Annotated in this window: 24 protein-coding genes, 4 tRNA genes and 2 pseudogenes; 23 read left to right on the top strand and 7 right to left on the bottom strand. The window is 68.9% G+C overall.

Features of this window, described 5'->3' with window-relative positions; genetic code table 11:
* The first annotated feature begins 12 nt into the window (after positions 1 to 12).
* A complete protein-coding gene (locus AB0D57_RS00575) occupies positions 13 to 1,158 on the top strand; it encodes a hypothetical protein (protein ID WP_362065337.1) in 1,146 nt (381 codons plus the stop codon).
* A gap of 52 nt (positions 1,159 to 1,210) precedes the next feature.
* A complete protein-coding gene (locus AB0D57_RS00580) occupies positions 1,211 to 1,777 on the top strand; it encodes an SMI1/KNR4 family protein (protein WP_362065340.1) in 567 nt (188 codons plus the stop codon).
* A 50-nt stretch (positions 1,778 to 1,827) separates the two neighbouring features.
* Here AB0D57_RS00580 and AB0D57_RS00585 read toward each other — a convergent pair whose 3' ends face one another.
* The gene (locus AB0D57_RS00585; protein ID WP_362065343.1) at positions 1,828 to 3,072 is read right to left on the bottom strand and encodes an APC family permease; all 1,245 of its coding nucleotides are present in this window, start codon (positions 3,070 to 3,072) and stop codon (positions 1,828 to 1,830) included.
* Between the two features lie 163 nt (positions 3,073 to 3,235).
* On the opposite strand from AB0D57_RS00585, the gene AB0D57_RS00590 reads away from it, so the two are divergent.
* Positions 3,236 to 3,502, top strand: coding sequence for a GlsB/YeaQ/YmgE family stress response membrane protein (locus AB0D57_RS00590; protein ID WP_362065346.1), 267 nt, complete (start codon positions 3,236 to 3,238; stop codon positions 3,500 to 3,502).
* Between the two features lie 118 nt (positions 3,503 to 3,620).
* On the opposite strand, the gene AB0D57_RS00595 is transcribed toward AB0D57_RS00590, so the two are convergent.
* The gene (locus AB0D57_RS00595) at positions 3,621 to 4,109 is read right to left on the bottom strand and encodes a YajQ family cyclic di-GMP-binding protein (RefSeq protein WP_355789823.1); all 489 of its coding nucleotides are present in this window, start codon (positions 4,107 to 4,109) and stop codon (positions 3,621 to 3,623) included.
* A gap of 202 nt (positions 4,110 to 4,311) precedes the next feature.
* Here AB0D57_RS00595 and AB0D57_RS00600 point away from each other — a divergent pair.
* Together AB0D57_RS00600 and AB0D57_RS00605 are read left to right on the top strand one after the other, a co-directional pair.
* A tRNA-Tyr gene (locus AB0D57_RS00600) sits at positions 4,312 to 4,393 on the top strand.
* Between the two features lie 349 nt (positions 4,394 to 4,742).
* The gene (locus tag AB0D57_RS00605) at positions 4,743 to 4,955 is read left to right on the top strand and encodes a hypothetical protein (RefSeq protein WP_362065350.1); all 213 of its coding nucleotides are present in this window, start codon (positions 4,743 to 4,745) and stop codon (positions 4,953 to 4,955) included.
* 291 nt (positions 4,956 to 5,246) lie between these two features.
* On the opposite strand, the gene AB0D57_RS00610 is transcribed toward AB0D57_RS00605, so the two are convergent.
* Positions 5,247 to 5,903, bottom strand: a complete 657-nt coding sequence (locus AB0D57_RS00610) for an SDR family oxidoreductase (protein WP_362065353.1) — start codon at positions 5,901 to 5,903, stop codon at positions 5,247 to 5,249.
* A 113-nt stretch (positions 5,904 to 6,016) separates the two neighbouring features.
* Between AB0D57_RS00610 and AB0D57_RS00615 the strand changes: the two genes are divergently transcribed.
* On the top strand, positions 6,017 to 7,114 hold the full coding sequence (locus AB0D57_RS00615) for a hypothetical protein (protein WP_362065356.1): 1,098 nt from the start codon (positions 6,017 to 6,019) through the stop codon (positions 7,112 to 7,114).
* 76 nt (positions 7,115 to 7,190) lie between these two features.
* Here AB0D57_RS00615 and AB0D57_RS00620 read toward each other — a convergent pair whose 3' ends face one another.
* The gene (locus AB0D57_RS00620) at positions 7,191 to 8,450 is read right to left on the bottom strand and encodes an amidohydrolase family protein (protein WP_362065359.1); all 1,260 of its coding nucleotides are present in this window, start codon (positions 8,448 to 8,450) and stop codon (positions 7,191 to 7,193) included.
* Positions 8,451 to 8,844: 394 nt separating this feature from the next.
* Here AB0D57_RS00620 and AB0D57_RS00625 point away from each other — a divergent pair.
* The 7 genes and pseudogenes from AB0D57_RS00625 to AB0D57_RS00655 all read left to right on the top strand — a co-directional run.
* Positions 8,845 to 8,917, top strand: a tRNA-Thr gene (locus tag AB0D57_RS00625).
* Between the two features lie 46 nt (positions 8,918 to 8,963).
* A tRNA-Met gene (locus AB0D57_RS00630) sits at positions 8,964 to 9,036 on the top strand.
* Between the two features lie 88 nt (positions 9,037 to 9,124).
* A complete protein-coding gene (rpmG, locus tag AB0D57_RS00635; protein WP_004571794.1) occupies positions 9,125 to 9,289 on the top strand; it encodes a 50S ribosomal protein L33 in 165 nt (54 codons plus the stop codon).
* A 267-nt stretch (positions 9,290 to 9,556) separates the two neighbouring features.
* Positions 9,557 to 10,003: a MaoC family dehydratase N-terminal domain-containing protein gene (locus AB0D57_RS00640; RefSeq protein WP_362065362.1), complete on the top strand. Its 447-nt coding sequence runs from the start codon at positions 9,557 to 9,559 to the stop codon at positions 10,001 to 10,003.
* A 2-nt stretch (positions 10,004 to 10,005) separates the two neighbouring features.
* Positions 10,006 to 10,434: a MaoC family dehydratase gene (locus AB0D57_RS00645; protein ID WP_362065365.1), complete on the top strand. Its 429-nt coding sequence runs from the start codon at positions 10,006 to 10,008 to the stop codon at positions 10,432 to 10,434.
* A 98-nt stretch (positions 10,435 to 10,532) separates the two neighbouring features.
* Positions 10,533 to 10,800 (top strand): annotated as a pseudogene (locus AB0D57_RS00650) (MFS transporter); the annotation flags it as partial.
* Positions 10,801 to 11,163: 363 nt separating this feature from the next.
* Positions 11,164 to 12,237, top strand: a pseudogene (locus tag AB0D57_RS00655) (UDP-N-acetylmuramate dehydrogenase); the annotation flags it as partial.
* Between the two features lie 55 nt (positions 12,238 to 12,292).
* Here AB0D57_RS00655 and AB0D57_RS00660 read toward each other — a convergent pair.
* Positions 12,293 to 12,925 (bottom strand): NAD(P)H-binding protein, encoded by a 633-nt coding sequence (locus AB0D57_RS00660; protein ID WP_362065367.1) that lies wholly within the window; start codon positions 12,923 to 12,925, stop codon positions 12,293 to 12,295.
* A gap of 126 nt (positions 12,926 to 13,051) precedes the next feature.
* Here AB0D57_RS00660 and AB0D57_RS00665 point away from each other — a divergent pair, with 126 nt between their 5' ends.
* Positions 13,052 to 13,663, top strand: a complete 612-nt coding sequence (locus tag AB0D57_RS00665) for a helix-turn-helix domain-containing protein (protein ID WP_362065681.1) — start codon at positions 13,052 to 13,054, stop codon at positions 13,661 to 13,663.
* A gap of 201 nt (positions 13,664 to 13,864) precedes the next feature.
* On the opposite strand, the gene AB0D57_RS00670 is transcribed toward AB0D57_RS00665, so the two are convergent.
* Together AB0D57_RS00670 and AB0D57_RS00675 are read right to left on the bottom strand one after the other, a co-directional pair.
* Entirely contained in the window at positions 13,865 to 14,905 is a 1,041-nt protein-coding gene (locus tag AB0D57_RS00670; protein ID WP_362065370.1) for an adenosine deaminase, read from the bottom strand.
* 173 nt (positions 14,906 to 15,078) lie between these two features.
* Complete coding sequence (locus tag AB0D57_RS00675; RefSeq protein ID WP_362065373.1) at positions 15,079 to 16,305, bottom strand: pyridoxal phosphate-dependent aminotransferase; 1,227 nt, start codon at positions 16,303 to 16,305, stop codon at positions 15,079 to 15,081.
* Positions 16,306 to 16,553: 248 nt separating this feature from the next.
* Here AB0D57_RS00675 and AB0D57_RS00680 point away from each other — a divergent pair.
* From AB0D57_RS00680 to rplL, 9 genes are all read left to right on the top strand, one after another.
* Positions 16,554 to 16,626: transfer RNA gene (locus AB0D57_RS00680), tRNA-Trp, on the top strand.
* Between the two features lie 107 nt (positions 16,627 to 16,733).
* Positions 16,734 to 17,015, top strand: a complete 282-nt coding sequence (secE, locus tag AB0D57_RS00685) for a preprotein translocase subunit SecE (RefSeq protein WP_362065376.1) — start codon at positions 16,734 to 16,736, stop codon at positions 17,013 to 17,015.
* Positions 17,016 to 17,092: 77 nt separating this feature from the next.
* Entirely contained in the window at positions 17,093 to 17,977 is an 885-nt protein-coding gene (nusG, locus tag AB0D57_RS00690) for a transcription termination/antitermination protein NusG (RefSeq protein ID WP_362065378.1), read from the top strand.
* 193 nt (positions 17,978 to 18,170) lie between these two features.
* A complete protein-coding gene (rplK, locus tag AB0D57_RS00695; protein ID WP_095853122.1) occupies positions 18,171 to 18,605 on the top strand; it encodes a 50S ribosomal protein L11 in 435 nt (144 codons plus the stop codon).
* A gap of 93 nt (positions 18,606 to 18,698) precedes the next feature.
* The gene (gene rplA / locus AB0D57_RS00700; protein ID WP_099942858.1) at positions 18,699 to 19,424 is read left to right on the top strand and encodes a 50S ribosomal protein L1; all 726 of its coding nucleotides are present in this window, start codon (positions 18,699 to 18,701) and stop codon (positions 19,422 to 19,424) included.
* A gap of 211 nt (positions 19,425 to 19,635) precedes the next feature.
* The gene (locus tag AB0D57_RS00705) at positions 19,636 to 20,532 is read left to right on the top strand and encodes a hypothetical protein (RefSeq protein ID WP_362065383.1); all 897 of its coding nucleotides are present in this window, start codon (positions 19,636 to 19,638) and stop codon (positions 20,530 to 20,532) included.
* A gap of 211 nt (positions 20,533 to 20,743) precedes the next feature.
* Positions 20,744 to 21,580, top strand: coding sequence for a DUF1396 domain-containing protein (locus AB0D57_RS00710; RefSeq protein ID WP_362065386.1), 837 nt, complete (start codon positions 20,744 to 20,746; stop codon positions 21,578 to 21,580).
* 292 nt (positions 21,581 to 21,872) lie between these two features.
* Positions 21,873 to 22,403 (top strand): 50S ribosomal protein L10, encoded by a 531-nt coding sequence (rplJ, locus tag AB0D57_RS00715; RefSeq protein ID WP_362065389.1) that lies wholly within the window; start codon positions 21,873 to 21,875, stop codon positions 22,401 to 22,403.
* Positions 22,404 to 22,517: 114 nt separating this feature from the next.
* Complete coding sequence (gene rplL, locus AB0D57_RS00720) at positions 22,518 to 22,901, top strand: 50S ribosomal protein L7/L12 (protein ID WP_362065392.1); 384 nt, start codon at positions 22,518 to 22,520, stop codon at positions 22,899 to 22,901.
* Positions 22,902 to 22,938: the final 37 nt, after the last annotated feature.

Raw genomic sequence — 22,938 nt, forward strand, 5'->3', positions numbered from 1 at the left:
AGGGCGGCGGGGGTGCAGGGTCCGAAGTACGCGGTGGAGGCATACAGCAGCAGAGGCTTCGGCGACTCGATCTGGGCCCTGTGCAAGGACGCCGCCGACGAGCTCTTCGCCGATCCGCTCCCTCCGGCGCGCGTGCGGTACGAACTCCTCGGCTGCGCACCCCAGGGCGAGCTGGCCGCGGCCCTGGAGCGGGCGCGTGTCGACGGCTCCGCGCCTTTGGGCGGCCTGGTGCTACGGGCGCTCGACGCAGCGCACACCCCGGTCGGCGAGGAATGGCCCCTTGAAAACGCACGTGTCCTCGGCGACCGCCCATGCGCGCTGGACCTGACGCTGCGCGACATCACCGTAGAGGCGTCGGCGGTCCCTGATGCTCAGGCCGAATATCCCCAACGACCATCACTCTCTTCGGGATACCGCCTTCTCGGTGCGGAGGGCGAGTCATGGGGCCACTGCCGGGACCTCGCCCAGGTCCCCCGCGAATTCACGGAACCGGCCGAGCCGCCGGTGCGCCTCCTCGGCTGCTCCCCGCGCGGCTCCCTGCGCGACGCGCTCGACGCGGGGGACGAGGACCTGGGGCATGCCAGGGTGCTGCGTCTCAACTGGATCGGTTGGACCGTCGGCGCGGTGCTCGAAGGAGAGATCACCGCATGGATCCCCTCTGCGCACGGTCGGAGCCTGGTCGACCTCACCCTCGACCCCTGGTCGCGGCGGCTGCCCCGGGCGGCCCGCGAGGCCTGGGACCTGTGGTGGCACGAACGCCAGTCCGAACCCAACAGCTGGGCCCGATGCAGCGCGCAGGGACGGGAGTTCTGGCTCGAGCGAGCCCGGGACCGAATGAACCAGTACGGGCCCGACAGAGCGCCCGGCGCCACCTACCACCTCGATGGCCGGTACGTCACCGATGCGGCGGCCTTCCACTGCGCTCTCGGCGAGGCGCTGAACGGACCCGGCGGTTACTTCGGCCATGACCTGAGCGAAGTCGCCGACTTCCTGGGAGGCGGATTTGTCGCCGAGCCGCCCTTCAGCCTCGTCTGGCACCACGCCGACGTCGCCCGCGCCTGCCTCGGCGTGACCCCGTGCCGCGACCGCAGACCGCCGACTTTCGAGGAACTGCTCGCATTCCTCACCGAGAGCGGTGTCGACGTACACATCGCCTGATCGGTTATCCACAGGCCGCCCGATTGTCAGTGGCGCGCTGCATCATGAACCCATGACCGAAATCGAGCAGTTGCTGGCAAGGGTCGGTACGGAGGCCCGCAACACCCGGCCATGGGGCTGGCCTTCACTCCCCGAGCCCGTGGAGGCGGCGGCGGTCACCCGCGCCGAGTCCGTCCTGGGCTTCTCCCTGCCACCCCTGCTCGCCTCGCTCTACCTGAGGATAGGGGACGGCGGATTCGGTCCGGAGTACGGCCTGTTGCCGCTGCTCGACGGCTCCCCGTCAGGGGAGCCGGCCGCGGTCCCGCAGTACCTCGCCCACCTCGAGAGCGGCCGCAAGGACCCCGAATGGCCCTGGCCCGAGGGCGTCCTGCCGATATCCCACTGGGGCTGCGGAATGTACGCGTGCGTGGACTGCCACAGCCCCAAGGGCACGGTCCTGCTCTTCGAGCCGAACGCAGACGACGCCGACCACGCGTGGTACGTGGACGCGCCCGACCTCCAAGCCTGGCTGCACACCTGGCTCGACGGCTCCGGGTGGTACGAGGAGTCCGACGAGGGTACGAACATGGCCCCTTGGCCCGACTTCCGCATACGCGCGGCGACAGCACAGGTGTCATAGCCAACGAACCTGCGGAGCGGCTACTCCACGCCCCGACTCCACGCCTGCGGCTACCGCGAAGCGGCCCACCTCCGTACGCCGTACGCCGCCGCGCCCACGCCCAGCACCCCCGCGCCCGCGACCACGGAAACCCCCGGCAGAGCGAACGCCAGCGTCACACACCCGATGAGTCCCACCACCGGCACAACCCGCGATGCCGGAGCCGGACTCAGCGTCCAGGCAGACGCGTTGGCCACCGCGTAGTACGCCAGCACACCGAAGGAGGAGAACCCGATCGCACCCCGCACGTCCACCGTCGCGGCCAGCACGGCGACCACCGCGCCCAATGCCAGCTCCGCCCGGTGCGGCACGTGGAACCGGGGATGCACGGCGGCGAGGGCGCCCGGCAGATGACGGTCCCGGGCCATGGCCAACGTCGTCCGCGAGACGCCCAGAATCAGAGCGAGCAGTGAGCCGAGCGCGGCCAGGGCCGCACCCACCCGCACCACCGGCACGAGCTCCGGCACACCGGCCGCCCGCACCGCGTCGGCCAGCGGCGCCGAGGCCTGCCCGAGCCGCTCCGCCCCCAGCACAGAAAGGACCGCGACCGCGACCGCCGCGTACACCACCAGCGCGATGCCCAGAGCCATCGGGATCGCGCGCGGAATGGTGCGCGCCGGATCCCGTACCTCCTCACCGAGCGTCGCGATCCGGGCGTACCCGGCGAACGCGAAGAACAGCAGACCAGCCGCCTGAAGCACTCCGCCCGCGCCACCGGAGACCCCGACGTCCAGCCGCCCGGTGTCGGAGGCGTCCGAGCCGAGACACACGACCACCACGGAAGCGAGGACCGCGAGAACGGCCGCCACGATCGCCCGCGTCAGCCAGGCGGACTTCTGTACGCCGCCGTAGTTCACCGCGGTGAGGGCCACCACGGCCCCGACCGCCACCGCGTGCGCCTGTCCCGGCCAGACGTACGCGCCCACGGTGAGCGCCATCGCCGCACAGGAGGCCGTCTTCCCGACGATGAACGACCAGCCCGCCAGGTACCCCCAGAAAGCCCCGAGCCGCTCGCGCCCGTACACATAAGTGCCGCCCGAAGCCGGGTACAGGGCGGCGAGGCGCGCCGACGACATCGCGTTGCAGTAGGCGACCACGGCGGCGACCGTGAGCCCGAGCAGCAGCCCGGACCCGGCCGCCCGTGCTGCGGGGCCCAGCGCCGCGAAGATCCCGGCGCCGACCATCGAGCCGAGACCGATGATCACGGCGTCCCCGGCGCCCAGGGTGCGCCTCAACTCGGCGCCGGACTGTGTCATGGCCGCACCCTACTGATCAGCGCAACCGGCCGGCGCCGACGAGGCGTCCTCCCCGGCAACCAGGCACGAACAACAAGCACCACCAGCAGCTTGCAAGCATGAACACAGCTCGGTCGGAGCAGGAGCACAGCGCAGGCACAGCACGGAGAGGCAGGTTCACGGCATGGGCATCATCGGCTGGATCATTCTGGGGCTGTTGGCCGGAGCCATCGCCAAATTCCTGCTGCCGGGCCGTGACCCGGGCGGTTTCATCGGCACGACCGTCATCGGGATCGCGGGCGCCTTCATAGGCGGCTGGATCTCCGCCCGCTGGCTGGACCACCCGATCACCAAGCAGTTCTACGACGGCGCCACGTGGGCCGCCGCGATCGGCGGCTCGCTCGTTCTGCTGGTCCTCTACCGCATCCTGTTCGGCGACTCGCGCCGCTGAGCGCGTACCTCCGAGGCCCCGACGGGTGAGAGGGGTGGGCATCCAGGATGCCCACCCCTCTCACCCGCGGTCGTGCGCGCAACGAACGACCCGTTCCCGCCAGTCGACGGACCACCTGCTACCGGTAGTTCACGAACTGCAGCGCGAAGTCGAAGTCCTTGCCCTTCAGCAGCGCCTGCACGGCTTGCAGGTCGTCGCGGCTCTTCGAGCTGACGCGCAGTTCGTCGCCCTGCACCTGCGCCTTCACGCCCTTCGGGCCCTCATCACGAATGATCTTCGCCACCTTCTTCGCGTTCTCCTGGGAGATCCCCTCCTCGATGGACGCGAAGATCTTGTACTCCTTGCCGGAGAGCTGGGGCTCACCCGCGTCCAGCGACTTCAGCGAGATGCCGCGCTTGATCAGCTTGGTCTCGAACACATCGAGGATGGCCTTGACCCGCTCCTCGGAGTTCGCCTCCATCAGGATCTTCTCGCCGGACCAGGAGATGGAGGCGCCCACGTTCTTGAAGTCGTAGCGCTGCGAGATCTCCTTGGCGGCCTGGTTGAGGGCGTTGTCGACCTCCTGCCGCTCGACCTTCGAGACGATGTCGAAACTGGAGTCGGCCATGTCCTGTGGCTCCTTGTATCGGGGTGCGTAGGGGCGGCCGTCGAGCCCGGCGTCGGTCCCCGGCCGCATCCGCATAAGCCTAGCCACCCGCTCCCCTCCGAGCGCAGATCAATCGGGTGGCGAAGCACCCCCGGGCATCAGGTATCGTTTACGTCGTTGCCACGGAGAACCGCCAAAAAGCGGTCCTCGGGGCAGCAACCCCGGCGGTGTGCCCGAGCGGCCAAAGGGAGCAGACTGTAAATCTGCCGGCTCAGCCTTCCCAGGTTCGAATCCTGGCGCCGCCACACGGGAAACAAGGGGCCCGTGACCAGCGTGAATCGCTGGTCACGGGCCCCTTGTCGTGTGCTCTGGCGCAAGCCGGCCTGCTGTGCCCTTGCGATGCCTGGGGAGATGGGGCCCTGCATGTAGGCACGCGGCTTGGCCCGCCGTTGGGGCGACCCACAGGGCGTCCGGGCGGTGAGCTGGCTGCGGCTGCCCCTATGTCTGAACCGCGATTGAGCAGTTCGAAGGGGGTTTCCTCGTGTGTGGGGGGCGGGAAAATCGGTTGGGGGCCGCGGGTAGGACGGGCGATGCCGCGAGGGCCGCTCCTTCAGTGGCTCATCCGCATCTCTCCCCGCCAGGCACACTGATCCCATGTCATCGCGTCGCAGGAACTGCCCCGAGTGCCGTAGGGAGATCGCCGTCGTCGCGGGACGGTACGCCCGGCATGATCCGCCGGGCGCGCGGGGTAGCGGGGAACTCGTCTCGTGCCCCGGATCGCGCAGGCAGGCACAGCTCGGGGCGGCCCAGCCGGCGCTGGACGGGTACGTCGTGGCGGAGTTCCCCGGGCAGCTCCCGCTGTTCTGACCGGTGCGCCGGCCGCCGTGTCGGTGAGCGACGACGACGCCCTAAGGACCTGTCCGGTCGATCACGGCGGAGACGCGGGGTGGCAGTGACACCAGCCGCTCCGCGGCGGGCGCACATCTGCGGCGTTGTCGTCGGTTGCCGACTCCCCCAAGTTCTCGGCTTCGCTCGAACAAGGGGGACCCCCATCGCGTCGACGCCCTCCTCCGCCTTGCAGCTGCACGCACCACACCCCGCTCGCCGGTATCGACGAGGTGCCGCGGCTTTCCTCCACCGTGATCGACCGGACAGGTCCTAGTTGCCCGCCACCGACTTGACCGCCACCGAGATGGGTGTCGAACCGCTGATCACTTCCAGGGTCAGCCCGGCCGTCGCCGACGTCTCCAGCAGCTCCGCGATGATCGCGGCGACGTCGTCGCGCGGAATCGTCCCCCGGCCGGTCGAGGCCTCCAGGCGTACGAGGCCGGTGCCGGCGTCGTCGATCAGGCCTCCGGGGCGCAGGATCGTCCAGTCCAGGGCCGTACGACCGCGTACGTACTCGTCGGCCTCGCCCTTGGCGCGCAGATACACGTCGAAGACGTCGTCGCCCGGGTGTGCAGGGTCCGCGCCCATGGACGAGACGACGATGTAGCGCCGTACACCCGCCCGTTCCGCGGCGTCCGCGAACAGGACGGCGGCGCCCCGGTCCACCGTGCCCTTGCGGGCCGGGCCGCTGCCCGGGCCCGCGCCCGCCGCGAAGACGGCCGCGTCCGCGCCCTGCAGATGTGCGGCGACCTGCTCCACCGAGGCCGACTCCAGATCGCACAGAACCGGCTCGGCACCGGCCGCCCGCAGATCGTCGCCCTGCTCGAGGCGGCGGATGATGCCGGCGACCTCCTCGCCGCGCGCGCTGAGCAGCCGCTCCAGCCGCAGCGCGATCTGACCATGACCTCCAGCGATGACAATGCGCATGCTTCCGACCGTACGCCCGCACGCACACGTTCGCCGCACAACCCTGTGGACAACTCATGAGTCACACATGAGTCATATGAGTGATTCCAGTGATCCGATGACTGGGTCGCTGAGTGAACGAGGGGATGTCGTGCGGGGGGCCGCGCGGCGTCGTAGAGGAGACCATCATCAACGCCATACGCAAGACCGCCACCGCGGTCGGCTCCACCGCTGTGCTGCTCGCCGCGGTGGCGGCCTGCGGCACTGTCCAGAACCTCAGCGCTGGGCAGAAGGTGGACCAGGCCGTCGACCGGCTCGGCGAACAGAAGTCGCTCGCCTTCCAGTTGGACCTGGACGCCGAACCCGACGCGCTGACCTCGCTGACCGACGGGTCCGACCCCGACGGGCAGATCCCGCCGCAGTTCGCCAGCCTCCTCGCCGGGCTGCGGATCGACATTTCCGTCAAGTCAAGGAAGCCGCTGGCGGATTCGGGTGAGAAGGACCTCGTCGGTACGAGTATCAAGGTCGCCGGCCCCGACGGGCTCCTGGCCGAATACCGGGTCGTCGGCGACTTCACGTACTACCGCACCGACATGAAGGCCTTCAGCAAGGCGATGGGCTTCCCCATGCCCTCGGCCGATGAACTCCCCGAGAGTGAGAAGGCGTTCAGGAGCGTCCTCGAGGGTGAGTGGGTGAAGTTCGACACCCGAGGTGTGGGCGAGGCCCAGACTTCCGGCGAGGGGGCCGTGGACGGCGCCGACGGTGCCGGTGAGATCGACGCCAAGACCCAGCAGAAGATCATCAAGGCCGTACGCGGTGTCCTCGTCCGCGATGTCACCCTCAGCACCAAGAGCGGCAGCGACGGCACCGAGCGGATCGTCGCCGAGGGCAACTTCCGTGAGCTGATCACCGGGATCTTCGAGAAGCTCCAGCCACTGCGGGGCGAACTTCCGGAAGGTGCTGAACTCCCCACGGGCGACGACCTGAAGGACGCCCCGAACAAGAAGGTCGCGGTCGACTTCACGCTGAAGAACGGCGATCTGAAGCAGGTCGAGGTCGACCTCTCCGTCCTCGCCGACGACCCGAAGGCGGCCGAGCTTCCGCTGGTCCTGAAGTTCGCAGAGGCGGGCGATGTCAGTGCCCCGTCGGGCGCCGCGGAGATCCCCGCAGACCGGATGCCTGGGCGGGTCAGTCCGTTCGGCGGCGGAGTGTTGGGCGGCGGCGTGCTCTGAGCATCGGAGGGGCCCTTCCCTGCGCGTGGCACCCGTTCACAAGGCTGAATGGGTGCCACGCGCGCGTGGCGTCCGTTCACGAAGGCTCCTGGCGCCCCTGCCGAGGTAGATCCAACCCTGCCGCGGTCGCCGAGTTGCAGTACTCCCGCACCGCGCTGGTCCGCGCCACCACGCGCCCCCGGTGCACCACGATCCGGCTGTACGCGAGCGACAGCGCCCCCGAGAGCCGGTCACCGCGCACGGCGAGCAACTCGGCCGGGAAACCGGCCTCGACGCGTACCTCGGGCAGTCCGAGAGCGGCCCGCGCGCCGGAGCTCACGGCGTCGTACGCGTCCTCGGGGCGTAGTCCGTACCGCGAGGCCAGCAGGTACGCCGCCTCCAACGGGTCCCCGCGGCCCACCGGGTTCGCCGCGTCCCGCAGGGCGCCGCTGCCCGCCGCGACCCGTACCCCGGCCGCCCGCAGCAGCCGTACCGGAGCCGTCCCACACCGGTCCACGCCCCCGCAGCCGCCCTGCGGCAGGCACACCACCGTGACCCCGGCCGCGGCGAGTTGGTCGGCCGCCCGGGAGACCGCCTTGGCGGGCAGCCTGCCGAGCCCGCCGCACGGGCCGAGCGCCACCCCGGCCCGCAGCCCGCCGGCCATCGCCGCGAGCCGTCCGAGGCGGGCGGGGTCGGTGGCGTCCGTGTGCAGGTCGACCGGGCAGCCGTGTTCGGAGGCGAGTTCCAGGACCGCCTCCACGTAACCCGTCGGATCGGGGTCGGCGTCCGGACAGCCGCCCACCACGGAGGCGCCCATCTTCACGGCGTCCCGCAGCATCGCGAGCCCGTCGGCCCCGGCGACCCCGGTCAGCACTCGCGGCATCGCCACCGCCGTCAGCTCGGCCAGTCCGCGCAACGCCCGCCGCGTGCGGAGCAGCGCCGCCAGCGCGCCGAGCCCCTGTACGCCGCCGACGCGCACGTGCGAGCGCTGCGAGGTCGCCCCGTGGCCGAGCTGCAGCAACGCGGCCTCGGTGGCCCGGCGCTGGACCTCCTGGGTGTCGTACGAGAGGGGGCCGACGCCGTCGGCGGTCAACGCTGTGTCGCCGTGCGCGTGGGGCTCGACGGGGGCCGGCAGCAGCAGGTAGCCGTCGAGATCCACCTTCGCGGCGAGCGCCCCGGAAGCGCTCGTCGTCAGGCTCCCGGCGGTACCGACCGCCTCGATGCGCCCGCCGCCCAGCCGTACGTCCACAGTCCGGCCGTCGGTGAGCCGCGCCCCGCACAGCAGCAGGGCGGCGGTTTCGGGCTGTCCCAACTGTCCCGATGAGGAATGGGGCGGCTGCGGCTGACTGTCGGGCATCGCGCTCCTGGGGCTCGGGGGCGGCTGCGGGGAGGGACGACTGCGGAGACCGGGGGTGCGGAGAGTGGGTTGCGGAAGGTGGGTTGCGGAGGGTGAGGTTCGGTGAGTGGGGGATCAAGATCACCCAGCGGGAGTCGAGCCTAGGGTGGCGAGCCGTCCGCGTCGGGGAGGAGCGCAATAGTCGTACCGGCGTGGGCCGTCCCCTGGGAGAGGTCCGAGGAGCGGGCGGTATGCCTGTGGTCCCCGGGGCGCGAGAGGCGCGAGTCCCGGCTGTGGTCCACCGTCCGTGAGGGGCGTGAGGAACGGCCCGGGAATGGCGGGGAACAAGCCGGGGCGGGCGCCTCGAAACGGATTTGGGCGATCGGCGGGCGAGCGTGTAATGTCTTCATCGCTCGCCCCAATAGCTCAGTCGGCAGAGCGTCTCCATGGTAAGGAGAAGGTCTACGGTTCGATTCCGTATTGGGGCTCTGGTGTGTGAGGTTCCCGTCGCAAGACGGGTTCCGATCGCATCACAGCGGTGTAGCTCAGTCGGTAGAGCAAGCGGCTCATAATCGCTGTGTCACCGGTTCAAGTCCGGTCACCGCTACAGACAGTAGCCGATTGTGGGGTCGGTCCTTCGATCGGCTACTCTTCTATGCGTTAATCGTCCTATCCGTTCGTCAAGGAGCACTCCTGTGGCTGCCACCGACGTCCGCCCGAAGATCACGCTGGCCTGCGTGGAGTGCAAGGAGCGGAACTACATCACCAAGAAGAACCGGCGTAACGACCCGGACCGACTGGAGATGAAGAAGCACTGCCCGCGTTGCAATGCGCACACCGCGCACCGCGAGACGCGATAAATCAGGCTCGTACACGAGGCCGTCCCCAGTAACGGGGGCGGCCTCGCGTCGTTCGTCGGCCGAGTGGTGCCGTTCGAGCGGACGCCATCGGCCACCGGTCGGGCGTATCGCCCGGGCGGGCACCGGCCATCGGCCGCGTGTCGCCTTGTCGGACGGCGGCCACCGGTCGAGTGTCGTCCGACACCGACCATTGCCGTGTGTCACCGCCGCATCGGACACCGGCCGAGATTCGCTACACCGGTTGAACAACCAGGAGGTGCCGAGCCCATGGCGCTCGACCAGTCCTTCGTGGGGCGGTCCTACCCGCCCACCGACCCCTACGAGGTCGGCCGGGAGAAGATCCGCGAGTTCGCGGAGGCCGTGGGGGACACCAACCCGGCGTACACGGACCCGGATGCCGCCAAGGCGCTCGGGTACCCCGATGTGATCGCCCCGCCGACCTTCGTGTTCGCGATCAGCTTCAAGGCCGCGGGGCAGGTTGTCGAGGACCCTCAACTGGGCCTCGACTACAGCCGTGTGGTGCACGGCGACCAGAAGTTCGCCTACACCCGCCCGGTGCGCGCGGGTGACCGGCTCACGGTCACCTCGACCATCGAGGCGATCAAGTCCATGGCGGGCAACGACATCCTGGACATCCGCGGTGAGGTCCACGACGAGGCGGGCGAGCACGTGGTGACGGCGATCACCAAGCTCGTGGCGCGGGCGGAGGGCTGACCATGACGGCGAAGATCGCATACGACGACGTCGAGGTCGGCACCGAGCTGCCGGCGCAGACCTTTCCCGTGACTCGCGCCACACTCGTGCAGTACGCGGGTGCCTCCGGGGACTTCAACCCGATCCACTGGAACGAGAAGTTCGCGGTCGAGGTCGGCCTCCCCGACGTCATCGCGCATGGCATGTTCACCATGGCTGAGGCGATCCGCGTCGTCACCGACTGGGTCGGCGACCCGGGCGCGGTCGTCGAGTACGGCGTGCGCTTCACCAAGCCGGTCGTCGTCCCGAACGACGACAAGGGGGCGACCGTCGAAGTCAGCGGCAAGGTCGCGGTCAAGCTGGACGACAACACGGTCCGCATCGACCTCACCGCGATGAGCGCGGGCCAAAAGGTTCTGGGCATGTCGCGAGCGGTCGTACGGCTGGCCTGACGGCGGTGACACTGGGTGAGGGGTAAGGGGCGTTCGCTATAGCGGACGCCCCTTACCCGTCCGCCGGCATCATGATCGCCGCGCCGACACCCTGAACCGCAGTGCCGGCTGCCAGGCGCGGCATGGCGTACGGGATCTGGGGCGCCGTGAACGGACTCGCGGTCGCCTCCGGACCACTCGTCGGCGGCAGCCTCACCGACGCGCGTGTCCTGGCACTGGATCTTCTGGCTGAACGTGCCGCTGGGCCTCGCCCTGCTACCGCCCGCCCGACTGCGCCTGGCCGAGTCCCACGGCACCGGCGCCCGGCTCGACATCCCCGGCACGCTGCTCGCGAGCGGCGGTCTTTTCGGGATCGTCTACGGCGTGGGGGCCGCGGTGGTCGCCGTCGCGGGAATCGCGGCGCCGCTGATTCCGACCGCGCGGCGCGCGACGCGGATGGACTCCGTCGGCTCCGCTATGCCGGAGCGGGTTCTGGAGAGTGCCGCGCAGTGAGTTCGGAAGTCAAACCCATAGGGGTAGGGGTTGGTTCGAAAGTCAAACCTAGGCGGTAGAGGTTAGTTCGGGAGTCAAACTCGCGTGGTGGGTGGAGGGTTCGGAAGCCAAACCCGGGATGCGTGGGGGGTCCAGAAATCAAACCCCGGCACCCGTCGTGAGTCCGGAAAGCAAACTCCGGATTCGGCACCCTCGTGAGCCACGCGGCAACGGCCCCGCCATGACAGGCGGGGCCGTTCTCGTACTCTTGAGCCCGTGCAGGAACTCCACGACGCCCCGCTCGCCCCGCTGACCACCTTCCGGCTAGGGGGTCCCGCGACCCGGCTGATCACCGCCACGACCGACGCCGAGGTGATCGCCGCCGTTCGCGAAGCCGATGACACCGGTACGCCACTGCTGCTCATCGGCGGCGGATCGAACCTGGTCATCGGCGACAAGGGCTTCGCCGGCACCGCCCTGCGCATCGCGACGAGAGGCTTCGCGCTCGACGGTACGAGGCTGGAGCTGGCGGCGGGCGAGGTGTGGACCGACGCCGTCGCCCGCACCGTGGAGGCCGGGCTGGCCGGCATCGAGTGCCTGGCCGGTATCCCCGGGTCCGCGGGCGCGACCCCGATCCAGAACGTGGGCGCGTACGGCCAGGAAGTGTCGTCGACCATCGCCGAAGTGATCGCGTACGACCGCGAGACGCGCGAGACGGTCACGTTGACGAACGCCGACTGCGCCTTCTCGTACCGCCACAGCCGTTTCAAGGGCGACCCCGAGCGCCATGTCGTACTGCGTGTCCGTTTCGAGCTGGAGGACGCGGAGGGGCTGTCGGCGCCGATCAAGTACGCCGAGACGGCCCGAGCTCTCGGCGTCGAGCCGGGGGACCGGGTGCCGCTCGCCGCAGCCCGCGAAACCGTCCTGAAACTGCGTTCCGGGAAGGGCATGGTGCTCGACCCCGAGGACCACGACACCTGGTCGGCGGGGTCGTTCTTCACCAACCCGATCCTCACGAACGAGGAGTTCGCCGCGTTCCACGCGCGCGTGGCGGAGCGGCTCGGGGCCGAGGCCGTGCCGCCCGCGTACCAGGCGGGCGAAGGCCACACCAAGACCTCCGCGGCCTGGTTGATCGACAAGTCGGGCTTCACCAAGGGCTATGGCAGCGGGCCCGCCCGGATCTCCACCAAGCACACGCTGGCCCTCACCAATAGGGGCCACGCAACCACCGAGGACCTGCTCGCGCTGGCCCGCGAGGTCGTCGTCGGCGTGCGCGAAGTCTTCGGGATCACGCTGGTCAACGAGCCGGTGACCGTGGGAGTGGAGCTCTAGTGGAAGCCCTCTGGCAGGAGCTTCTCGGTCCTCTGGAGATCCTCCAGAGAGTCCTCTAGTAGGCGACTCCCACGCCCTGCTTGACCGTCCCCCGGTCGTCGATCATCGCCAGCATCGCGTGCGCCACATCGGCGCGTGAGATCGTCCGGCCCTTGAGCGGGGAACTGCCGACGACCGTGCGGTACTTGCCGGTCAGCGGCCTGTTCAGCAGCCGGGGTGGGCGGACGGCCGTCCAGTCCGTCGTGCTGCGGGCCAGCTCGTCCTCCATTTCCTTCAGGTCGGCGTAGACGTCCTTCAGGAGCACCGAGATCAGGCCTCGCGCGGCGCGGTCGACGAACGCGTCGCCCTCGGCGGCCGGGCCGACCGGAGCCGCGCTCACCACGATCAGCCGCCGAGCCCCTTCCGCCTCCATGGCACCCAGCACCGTACGGGTCAGCCGGGTCGCCACCCCGGCTTCCTTTCGGCTGCGGGCGCCGAGCCCGGAGAGGACCGCGTCCCGGCCCGCCACCGCGGGGCGCAGCGTCTGCGGGTCCGTGAGGTCCGCGCGGAACACCTCCAGGCCCGGACCCGTGACGGTCAGCCGCGCCGGATCCCGTACGACGGCCGTGACCTGGTGTCCGGAGTCCAGCGACTGGCGGACGATCTCCTGGCCGATGCCTCCTGTGGCACCGAAGACGGTGAGTTTCATGGCGGGCTCTCCTTGGGCGGGATCGGGGTGGGTGAGTATTCACTCACCCACGTTCCCTCCTAGGGTGGGTAAGTACTCACCCACCCGTCAAGCTTGAATGGAGCCGCCATGGAATCCTTGGGGCCCATGCAGCAGAAACCGGCCCGGATCCGCATTCTCGACGCGGCGCACGAGCTCATGCTCACCGTCGGCCTCGCCCGCGCCACGACCAAGGAGATCGCCAGGGCGGCGGGCTGCTCCGAGGCGGCGCTCTACAAGTACTTCCCGAGCAAGGAGGAGCTGTTCGTCAGCGTGCTCAAGGAGCGCCTGCCGCAACTGGCCCCGCTCCTGGCCAGTCTCGCGGCCGAGCCTGGCCGGGGCACTCTGCTGGAGAACCTCACGGAGATCGCGCGCCAGGCGGCCCTCTTCTATGAGCAGAGTTTTCCGATCGCCGCTTCCTTGTACGCGGAACCCCAGCTCAAGCGCCGCCACGAGGAGTCGATGCGCTCCATGGGCAGGGGCCCGCACATGCCCATCCGGGGCCTGGACGCCTATCTCCGCGCCGAACAGGGCGCGGGCCGGGTCCGAGCCGGTGTGGACACCTACGCGGCCGCCTCGCTCCTGCTGGGCGCCTGTGCCCAGCGTGCCTTCGCCTACGACTCCACGGAGCAGGGCAAGCCGCCGCCCGTCGACGAGTTCGCCACGTCGATCGCGCGCACCCTGCTGGGCGGAATCTCCGTTGCCGACGAGCCCTCGTGACGGTCACGCCGGGGCCATGGGGCACCCCCGTGTGCGGCTGGGAGGGACCGAGTTCAGGCCAGGCGCGTACCGGGTGGTGCAGCCGCTCGTCCTGGCCCCCCGTTCGCCGGGCCTGTGCCGCCCGTGCCAGGACACTCCTGCACGGTGTCCGCCGCACCGAACTGGACATCGACTGCCAGGCGTACCCGCCCCACCGCCACGTCAGGCCACCGGGTCCGCCAGCCAGTCGTCGACCCCGGACAGCAGCTTCTTCTTGACGTCCGGTGTCGCCGCCGAGGCCCGTACCGACTGGCGGGCCAGCTCGGCCAGTTCGGCGTCCGTGAAGCCGTGGTGGCGGCGCGCGAACTCGTACTGGGCGGCGAGGCGGGAGCCGAACAGCAGCGGGTCGTCGGCGCCGAGGGCCAGCGGGACCCCGGCTTCGAAGAGCGTGCGCAAGGGGACGTCCTCCGGCTTCTCGTACACCCCCAGGGCGACGTTCGACGCCGGGCACACTTCGCAGGTGATCCCGCGGTCCGCGAGGCGCTTCATCAGCCGCGGGTCCTCGGCCGCGCGCACGCCGTGCCCGATCCGCGAGGCGTGCAGATCGTCCAGGCAGTCGCGGACCGACGCAGGGCCGGTCAGTTCGCCGCCGTGCGGAGCGGCCAGCAGCCCGCCCTCACGCGCGATCGCGAAGGCCCGGTCGAAGTCCCGCGCCATACCGCGCCGTTCGTCGTTCGAGAGGCCGAAGCCGACGATGCCCCGGTCCGCGTAGCGCACGGCGAGCCGGGCCAGGGTGCGCGCGTCCAGCGGGTGCTTCATGCGATTCGCGGCCACCAGGACCCGCATGCCGAGCCCGGTCTCCCGCACGGCCGAGTCCACCGCGTCCAGGATGACTTCCAGCGCCGGGATGAGCCCGCCCAGGCGCGGCGCGTACGACGTCGGGTCGACCTGGATCTCCAGCCAGCCGGAGCCGTCCCTCAGGTCCTCCTCGGCGGCCTCGCGGACCAGGCGCCGGATGTCCTCGGGTGCTCTCAGGCACGAGCGCGCCGCGTCGTACAGCCGCTGGAAGCGGAACCAGCCGCGCTCGTCGGTCGCCCGCAGCCTTGGCGGCTCCCCGCTGGTCAGCGCGTCGGTCAGCGCTTCGGGCAGCCGGACGCCATACTTGTCGGCCAGCTCCAGCAGCGTCGTCGGCCGCATCGAACCGGTGAAGTGCAGGTGCAGATGGGCTTTCGGCAGTTCAGAGAGATCACGTACGCGCTCCATTCCAGGATCCTGCCGTACGTTCCCGCCGTTTCGGTAGCGCTTTCCCCGTTAGTGGCCTTGCTCGCACGAAGAAGCGGGCCGCCTCCCCGAAGGGAAACGGCCCGCACACGCGCGTGGAGCACGAAAAGGGAATCGGCGCCCTCAGGGGCGTACCCCTGGGACATACGACAACGTCAGTCCTGCGCCTCGGCCAGCAGCTTCTGGATCCGGCTGACGCCCTCGACGAGATCCTCGTCACCCAGGGCGTACGACAGGCGCAGGTACCCCGGCGTGCCGAAGGCCTCGCCCGGGACCACCGCGACCTCGGCCTCCTCCAGGATGAGCGCGGCCAGCTCGACCGTGTCCTGGGGGCGCTTGCCGCGGATCTCCTTGCCGAGGAGGGCCTTGACCGAGGGGTACGCGTAGAAGGCGCCCTCGGGCTCGGGGCAGAGCACGCCGTCGATCTCGTTGAGCATCCGCACGATCGTCTTGCGGCGGCGGTCGAAGGCCTCGCGCATCTTCGTGACGGCCGTCAGGTCGCCGGAGACAGCGGCGAGCGCGGCCACCTGGGCGACGTTGGACACGTTCGACGTGGCGTGCGACTGCAGGTTGGTCGCGGCCTTGACGACGTCCTTCGGGCCGATGACCCAGCCCACCCGCCAGCCGGTCATCGCGTACGTCTTGGCGACGCCGTTGACGACGATGCACTTGTCGGCCAGCTCGGGCACGACCACCGGCAGGGAGTGGAATTCTGCGTCGCCGTAGACCAGGTGCTCGTAGATCTCGTCCGTCAGGACCCACAGGCCCTTCTCGGCGGCCCAGCGGCCGATCTCCTCGATCTGCTCGCGGGTGTAGACCGCGCCCGTCGGGTTGGACGGGGAGACGAAGAGCAGCACCTTGGTGTTCTCGGTGCGGGCCGCCTCCAGCTGCTCGACCGAGACGCGGTAGCCGGTGGTCTCGTCGGCGACGACGTCCACGGGGACACCGCCGGCGAGGCGGATCGACTCCGGGTACGTCGTCCAGTACGGCGCCGGGACGATGACCTCGTCGCCCGGGTCGAGGATCGCGGCGAAGGCCTCGTAGATGGCCTGCTTGCCGCCGTTGGTGACCAGGACCTGGGCGGCCTCCACCTCGTAGCCGGAGTCGCGCAGGGTCTTCGCGGCGATCGCGGCCTTCAGCTCGGGAAGGCCGCCGGCCGGGGTGTAGCGGTGGTACTTCGGGTTCTTGCACGCCTCGATGGCGGCGTCGACGATGTAGTCCGGGGTCGGGAAGTCGGGCTCACCGGCGCCGAAGCCGATCACCGGACGCCCAGCGGCCTTGAGGGCCTTGGCCTTGGCGTCCACGGCGAGGGTGGCGGACTCGGAGATCGCGCCGACTCGGGCGGAGACCCGGCGCTCGGTGGGAGGGATTGCAGCGCTCATGGGGCCCATCGTTTCAGACTGGAAACTCCCCCGGCACGCGGGTTTCACAGACTGAACAACAAGAGAACAACCGTCCGGATCCCGACCTCCCGCCGGTCGATCTTCGGCGGACAAGGCCCGTACGGACACTTTCTGTTCGACGACCGGCCCCGGACCACGTACACTCTCACCTCGTTGGCCCTCACAGGCCGCACTCACCCGATGCACGCCAAGCACTCGGATGGATGCGGTACGTTGGGGGAAATCAAAGGGTCGTAGCTCAATTGGTAGAGCACTGGTCTCCAAAACCAGCGGTTGGGGGTTCAAGTCCCTCCGGCCCTGCTACACACTCCTTCGCCAGGAAGTGTGCGCATGTACGTACTGCAATGCACCGCCGTGCGGCTCAACCGGGCGCGGCACGGCCACGACCCGGAATCAGGTGAGGACGAGTGACGGACGCCGTGGGCTCCATCGACATGCCTGATGCCGAGGCGCCCGAGTCCAATAAGAAGGCCCGCAAGGGCGGTAAGCGTGCCAAGAAGGGCCCGCTGAAGCGCCTTGCCACCTTCTACCGCCAGATCGTCGCGGAACTCCGCAAGGTCGTCTGGCCGACTCGCAACCAGTTGACGACGTACACCACAGTGGTGATTGTCTTCGTCGTCATCATGATCGGTCTGGTCACCGTGATTGACTATGGACTCGACCACGCCGCCAAGTACGTCTTTGGCTGAGCCAAGAGCGAAGGGCGCCGTCACCGGCGCCCCTTTCGCGTGTTCCACCCCCATGTATCCAGGAAGAAGCAGCCACCGTGTCTGACCCGAACCTGAACGACGCCATCGAGTCGGTCGAGTCCGTTGACGACGAGCTCGACATCGTCGAGGGCGCGGACGTCGAGGACGAGGTCGAGGCTGCCGACGCTGCCGCCGGCGAGCCCGCCGAGGAAGCGGCCCTGCACGTCGAGGACGAGTCCGGTGAGGACGTCGAGGACGAGGACGTCTCCGAGGAGGCCCTCGCCGTCGAGGACGTCGAGGCCGAGGACGCCGACGAGGCAGAGGCCGAAGAAGAGGCCGAGCCCGTCGACCCCGTCACCGCCCTGCGCGAGGAGCTGCGCACGCTCCCCGGCGAGTGGTACGTCATCCACACGTACGCCGGTTACGAGAACCGCGTGAAGACCAACCTCGAGCAGCGTGCCGTCTCGCTGAACGTCGAGGACTTCATCTTCCAGGCCGAGGTGCCGCAGGAAGAGGTCGCGCAGATCAAGAACGGCGAGCGCAAGACGATCAAGCAGAACAAGCTCCCGGGCTACGTCCTGGTCCGTATGGACCTGACGAACGAGTCCTGGGGCGTCGTCCGCAACACCCCCGGCGTCACCGGCTTTGTGGGCAACGCCTACGACCCGTACCCGCTGACCCTGGACGAGATCGTCAAGATGCTCGCCCCGGAGGCCGAGGAGAAGGCCGCCCGTGAGGCCGCCGAGGCCGAGGGCAAGCCCGCTCCGCAGCGCAAGGTCGAGGTCCAGGTGCTGGACTTCGAGGTCGGCGACTCGGTCACCGTCACCGACGGCCCGTTCGCCACGCTGCAGGCGACCATCAACGAGATCAACGCCGACTCCAAGAAGGTCAAGGGCCTGGTGGAGATCTTCGGCCGCGAGACGCCGGTCGAGCTGTCCTTCGACCAGATCCAGAAGAACTAGCACCTTCTGGACGTAAGTCTTCCGAACAGGTCAGGCAGGCTCTCGTAGCCGGTCTGACCTGCTCGGTTTTTGGCCGCGCAGGGATACCCGTTATCGTTGTGCGGTATGCCTCCATCCGGATCATTGGTTCGGCTGAAGGCAGCCGTCTGGGGCAACTCGGACGTAGGAAGGCGAAAACGAAAGAGGACCCGGAATGCCTCCCAAGAAGAAGAAGGTCACGGGGCTTATCAAGCTCCAGATCCAGGCCGGCGCCGCCAACCCGGCTCCGCCGGTCGGCCCCGCGCTGGGCCAGCACGGCGTCAACATCATGGAGTTCTGCAAGGCCTACAACGCCGCGACCGAGTCGCAGCGCGGTTGGGTCATCCCGGTGGAGATCACGGTCTACGAAGACCGCTCCTTCACCTTTGTCACCAAGACGCCGCCGGCCGCCAAGATGATCCTCAAGGCCGCGGGTGTCGAAAAGGGCTCCGGCGAGCCGCACAAGACCAAGGTCGCCAAGATCACCCAGGCGCAGGTCCGCGAGATCGCCACCACCAAGATGCCCGACCTCAACGCCAACGACCTTGACGCCGCGTCGAAGATCATCGCCGGCACCGCCCGTTCCATGGGCATCACGGTCGAGGGCTGACACCCACCTTCGTAGGAACCATGCGGCTTCGGCCGCACGTGGCAGGGCCTGCTCGGTCCGTACCACGACTCCTCAGAACACACAGGAGCAGTAGTGAGCAAGCGCAGCAAGTCTCTCCGCGCTGCGGACGCCAAGATCGACCGGGAGAAGCTCTACGCCCCGCTCGAGGCCGTCCGTCTCGCCAAGGAGACCTCCACCTCGAAGTTCGACGGCACCGTCGAGGTCGCCTTCCGCCTGGGTGTCGACCCGCGCAAGGCCGACCAGATGGTCCGTGGCACCGTGAACCTCCCGCACGGCACCGGTAAGACCGCCCGGGTCCTGGTCTTCGCGACCGGTGACCGTGCCGAGGCCGCACTCGCCGCGGGCGCCGACATCGTCGGCTCCGACGAGCTCATCGACGAGGTGTCGAAGGGCCGTCTGGACTTCGACGCCGTCGTCGCCACCCCGGACCTCATGGGCAAGGTCGGCCGCCTCGGCCGCGTCCTCGGCCCGCGTGGTCTGATGCCGAACCCGAAGACCGGCACCGTGACCCCGGACGTGGCCAAGGCCGTGACCGAGATCAAGGGCGGCAAGATCGAGTTCCGCGTCGACAAGCACTCGAACCTGCACTTCATCATCGGCAAGACCTCGTTCGACGAGACCAAGCTGGTGGAGAACTACGGCGCCGCGCTGGACGAGATCCTTCGTCTGAAGCCGTCGGCCGCCAAGGGTCGCTACATCAAGAAGGCCGCGATCAGCACCACGATCGGCCCCGGCGTTCCGGTCGACCCGAACCGCACCCGCAACCTCCTCGTCGAGGAGGACCCGGCCGCCGTCTGAGCCTCCCGCTCACCGCAGGCCGCGTCGCATACGCGTTCTTGGCACGGGCCCCGCAACCTTTCGAGGTGCGGGGCCCGTCCCCATTTCCGGAGATGTTTCCGGAGACCTTCGAGAGGCCGCCGCCGGGGGTTCCGGGACACAAAATCCGGATACGTGTGTCAGTGGGCTGCGCTAGCGTGCAGCCCTCAGGATTCGCATAGGGGTGGGACGAATGAAGAGCACGACCGTGCGCCGCGTGACCCTGTCGATCGTGCTGGTGAGCGCGCTGACGGGAGTGTCCGCCTGCTCCTCGGATTCCTCCGGGAGCTCCGGCGACGACAAGGCGGCCCGTAAGGGCACGACCCAGTTCAGCCCGATAGCCGCCCTTCGCTCCGTCGAGAAGTCCACCGACGGCGCGGACTCCGCCAAGGTCGAGTCCACGACGACCATGGGCACCCTGATGTCCATGGAGGCGGACGGCGTCATGGGCTGGGCCGACGGCCTCACCGGCACCATGACCATCACGTACACCGGCGGCACGCTGGCCGAGACGATGCGCAAGACGGGCAGCACCTCCATGCAGGCCCGCTATCTGTCCGACGCCTACTACGCGAGGATGAGCGACACGTTCGCCGAGCAGGTGGGCGGCAAGCACTGGATCAAGTACGCGTACGACGACCTGGCGGAGCTCGGCGGCGGCTCCGGCGCGTATCTCAAGGACCAGATGCAGAACACCACGCCGAACCAGTCGGTGAAGCTCCTGTTGGCCTCCGGCGACGTGAAGAAGGTCGGCGAGGAGACAGTGCGCGGCGAGAACACCACGCACTACTCGGGCACGGTGAACGTCGCGGACATGGCGACCAAGAACTCCAACCTGACTGAGAGTCAGCTCGCCGACCTCAAGGAGCAGCTCACCCAGGCCGGCGTCAGCACGGAGCGGGTCGACATCTGGGTCAACGACGACGACCTGCTCGTCAAGAAGGTCGAGAAGGGCGAGCTGTCCAGCGGCACGATGTCCTCGACGGCGTACTACAGCGACTACGGCGTGAAGGTCTCCGCCGCGGAGCCTCCGGCGAGCGACACCGCCGACTTCAAGGACCTGTTGAAGTTGCAGGGCGCCACCAGCTGAGGCTTCCGAGGCCCCGATGAACTCAGGGGCCCTGAAGAACCGAGGGGACCCCCGAGGAACCCAGGGGACCCCGAGGAACCCAAGAGACTCCAAAGAATTCGGGAGACCACTCGAACCTCCCTGGGCTAGGCTCACGAATGTCTGTGCATAGTTCATCTGTTCCCTGGGGGGGATCTTGAAGGTTTCTGTGAGTGGTTCCGTGCGTGGTTCTGTGCGACGTGGGACGACGGGGGTCGCGATCGCCGCGCTGGCGCTGGGCGGAGGCGTGGTCGCCTGTTCGAAGAGCGCGGACGACTCGCCGAACATGACGCCCGCCGCGGCCGTCGCGAAGGCGGCGAAGAACACTGAGGACATCACGTCCCTCAGCTACCGGATGGCCGGCACGGTCCCGGAGTCGGGCCGTGTCGAGGCCGAGGCGTCGATGGCCATGAAGCCGCTGGCCATGAGCATGAAGATGACGGCCCTCGATCAGGGCGCCGACGGCAAGGTGGAGATTCGGCTCGTCGACGGGGCGATGTACATGGGCGGGGGTGCGGCCGCCGCCAAGGAGATGGACGGCAAGAGCTGGATGAAGTTCGACGTCTCCGCGATGACCGATGGCGCCTCCGCGGGTCTCGGCGCCGGCGGGCTCTCGGACCAGGCCAACCAGGACCCGACCCAGGAGTCCACCTTCCTGACCGGCTCCAAGGACGTGAAGAAGGTCGGCACCGAGAAGGTCGACGGTGTCCAGACCACGCACTACAAGGGGACGGTCACTCTCGACGACCTGCGCGCCGACCTCAAGAGCGAGGACAAGGCGACGCGGGAGAAGCGCGAGAAGAGCCTCAAGCAGTACGAGGACATGGGCGCCGACAAGATGACGATGGACATGTGGATCGACGAGGACGACCACACCAAGCAGTTCCGGATGCGCGCGGACGCCGACAAGGGCAAGTTCGACGTGACCATGACCTTCCTCGACTTCAACCAGCCGGTGACGGTCAAGGCCCCGCCCGCCAAGGACACGGTCGACCTCGCCGAGATGATGAAGGAAGCCCAGCAGGGCTGAGCCGGGGCGCTGCCGAGCGGATTTGCTTGACAGCAACCCCTTCACGTACTGTTCTCCAGAAGCCAAAGACCGCTGGTCGTTGCCTTGCGCTCGCAAGAGGGCAAGGTGGCCGAAGGATCCGCTGACACTGCGGACGACCCGCGTAGGTGACTGTGGATGTGCTCCCGGAATTCGCTTGTGAAGCTCGCGAATGTTTCGGTGGAGCTACGCCCCGTGCGCCTGCGCCGGGGCGTTTCGTTTTCCCCAGCCCCTTCTGAGCGGTCCTCATCACCCGGAAGGAGGCCGACGCTCTATGGCAAGGCCCGACAAGGCTGCCGCGGTAGCCGAGCTCGCGGACCAGTTCCGCAGCTCGAACGCCGCTGTGCTGACCGAGTACCGGGGTCTCACCGTGGCGCAGCTCAAGACGCTGCGTCGTTCGCTCGGTGAAGACGCCCAGTACGCCGTGGTGAAGAACACGCTGACCAAGATTGCGGCCAACGAGGCCGGGATCTCTACGCTCGACGACCTGTTCAACGGTCCGACGGCGGTCGCCTTCATCACCGGTGACCCGGTGGTGTCGGCGAAGGGTCTTCGTGACTTCGCCAAGGACAACCCCAACCTCGTCATCAAGGGCGGTGTCCTTGACGGCAAGGCGCTGTCCGCCGACGAGATCAAGAAGCTTGCGGACCTCGAGTCCCGCGAGGTTCTGCTCAGCAAGCTGGCGGGTGCCTTCAAGGGCAAGCAGTCTCAGGCTGCTTCGCTCTTCCAGGCGCTTCCCTCGAAGCTCGTCCGCACCGTGGACGCGCTCCGTGCCAAGCAGGCCGAGCAGGGCGGTGCCGAGTAATTCGGCTCGCGCATTGACCGTCGCCGCCTAGGCGAACGGTCGTAGCGGGCCGAAAGTACGCCCGCCTCACCAGTACATCCGGCACCAGCCGAATAAGTGGAAGGATCGCCCATCATGGCGAAGCTCAGCCAGGAAGACCTGCTCGCGCAGTTCGAGGACATGACCCTCATCGAGCTCTCCGAGTTCGTGAAGGCGTTCGAGGAGAAGTTCGACGTCACCGCCGCCGCCGCGGTCGCCGTTGCCGGCCCCGCCGGTCCCGCCGCCGCCGTTGAGGCCGAGGCCGAGCAGGACGAGTTCGACGTCATCCTCACGGGTGCCGGCGACAAGAAGATCCAGGTCATCAAGGTCGTGCGTGAGCTGACCTCGCTGGGCCTGAAGGAGGCCAAGGACCTCGTGGACGGCGCTCCGAAGCCGGTCCTCGAGAAGGTCGCCAAGGAGGCCGCCGAGAAGGCTGCTGAGTCCCTCAAGGGCGCCGGCGCCTCCGTCGAGGTCAAGTAACACCTCGAGGGTCCCGCAAGGGCCCTCGTGGGCTCCC

The organism is Streptomyces sp. NPDC048275 (genome assembly GCF_040652275.1).
Taxonomy (GTDB): domain Bacteria; phylum Actinomycetota; class Actinomycetes; order Streptomycetales; family Streptomycetaceae; genus Streptomyces.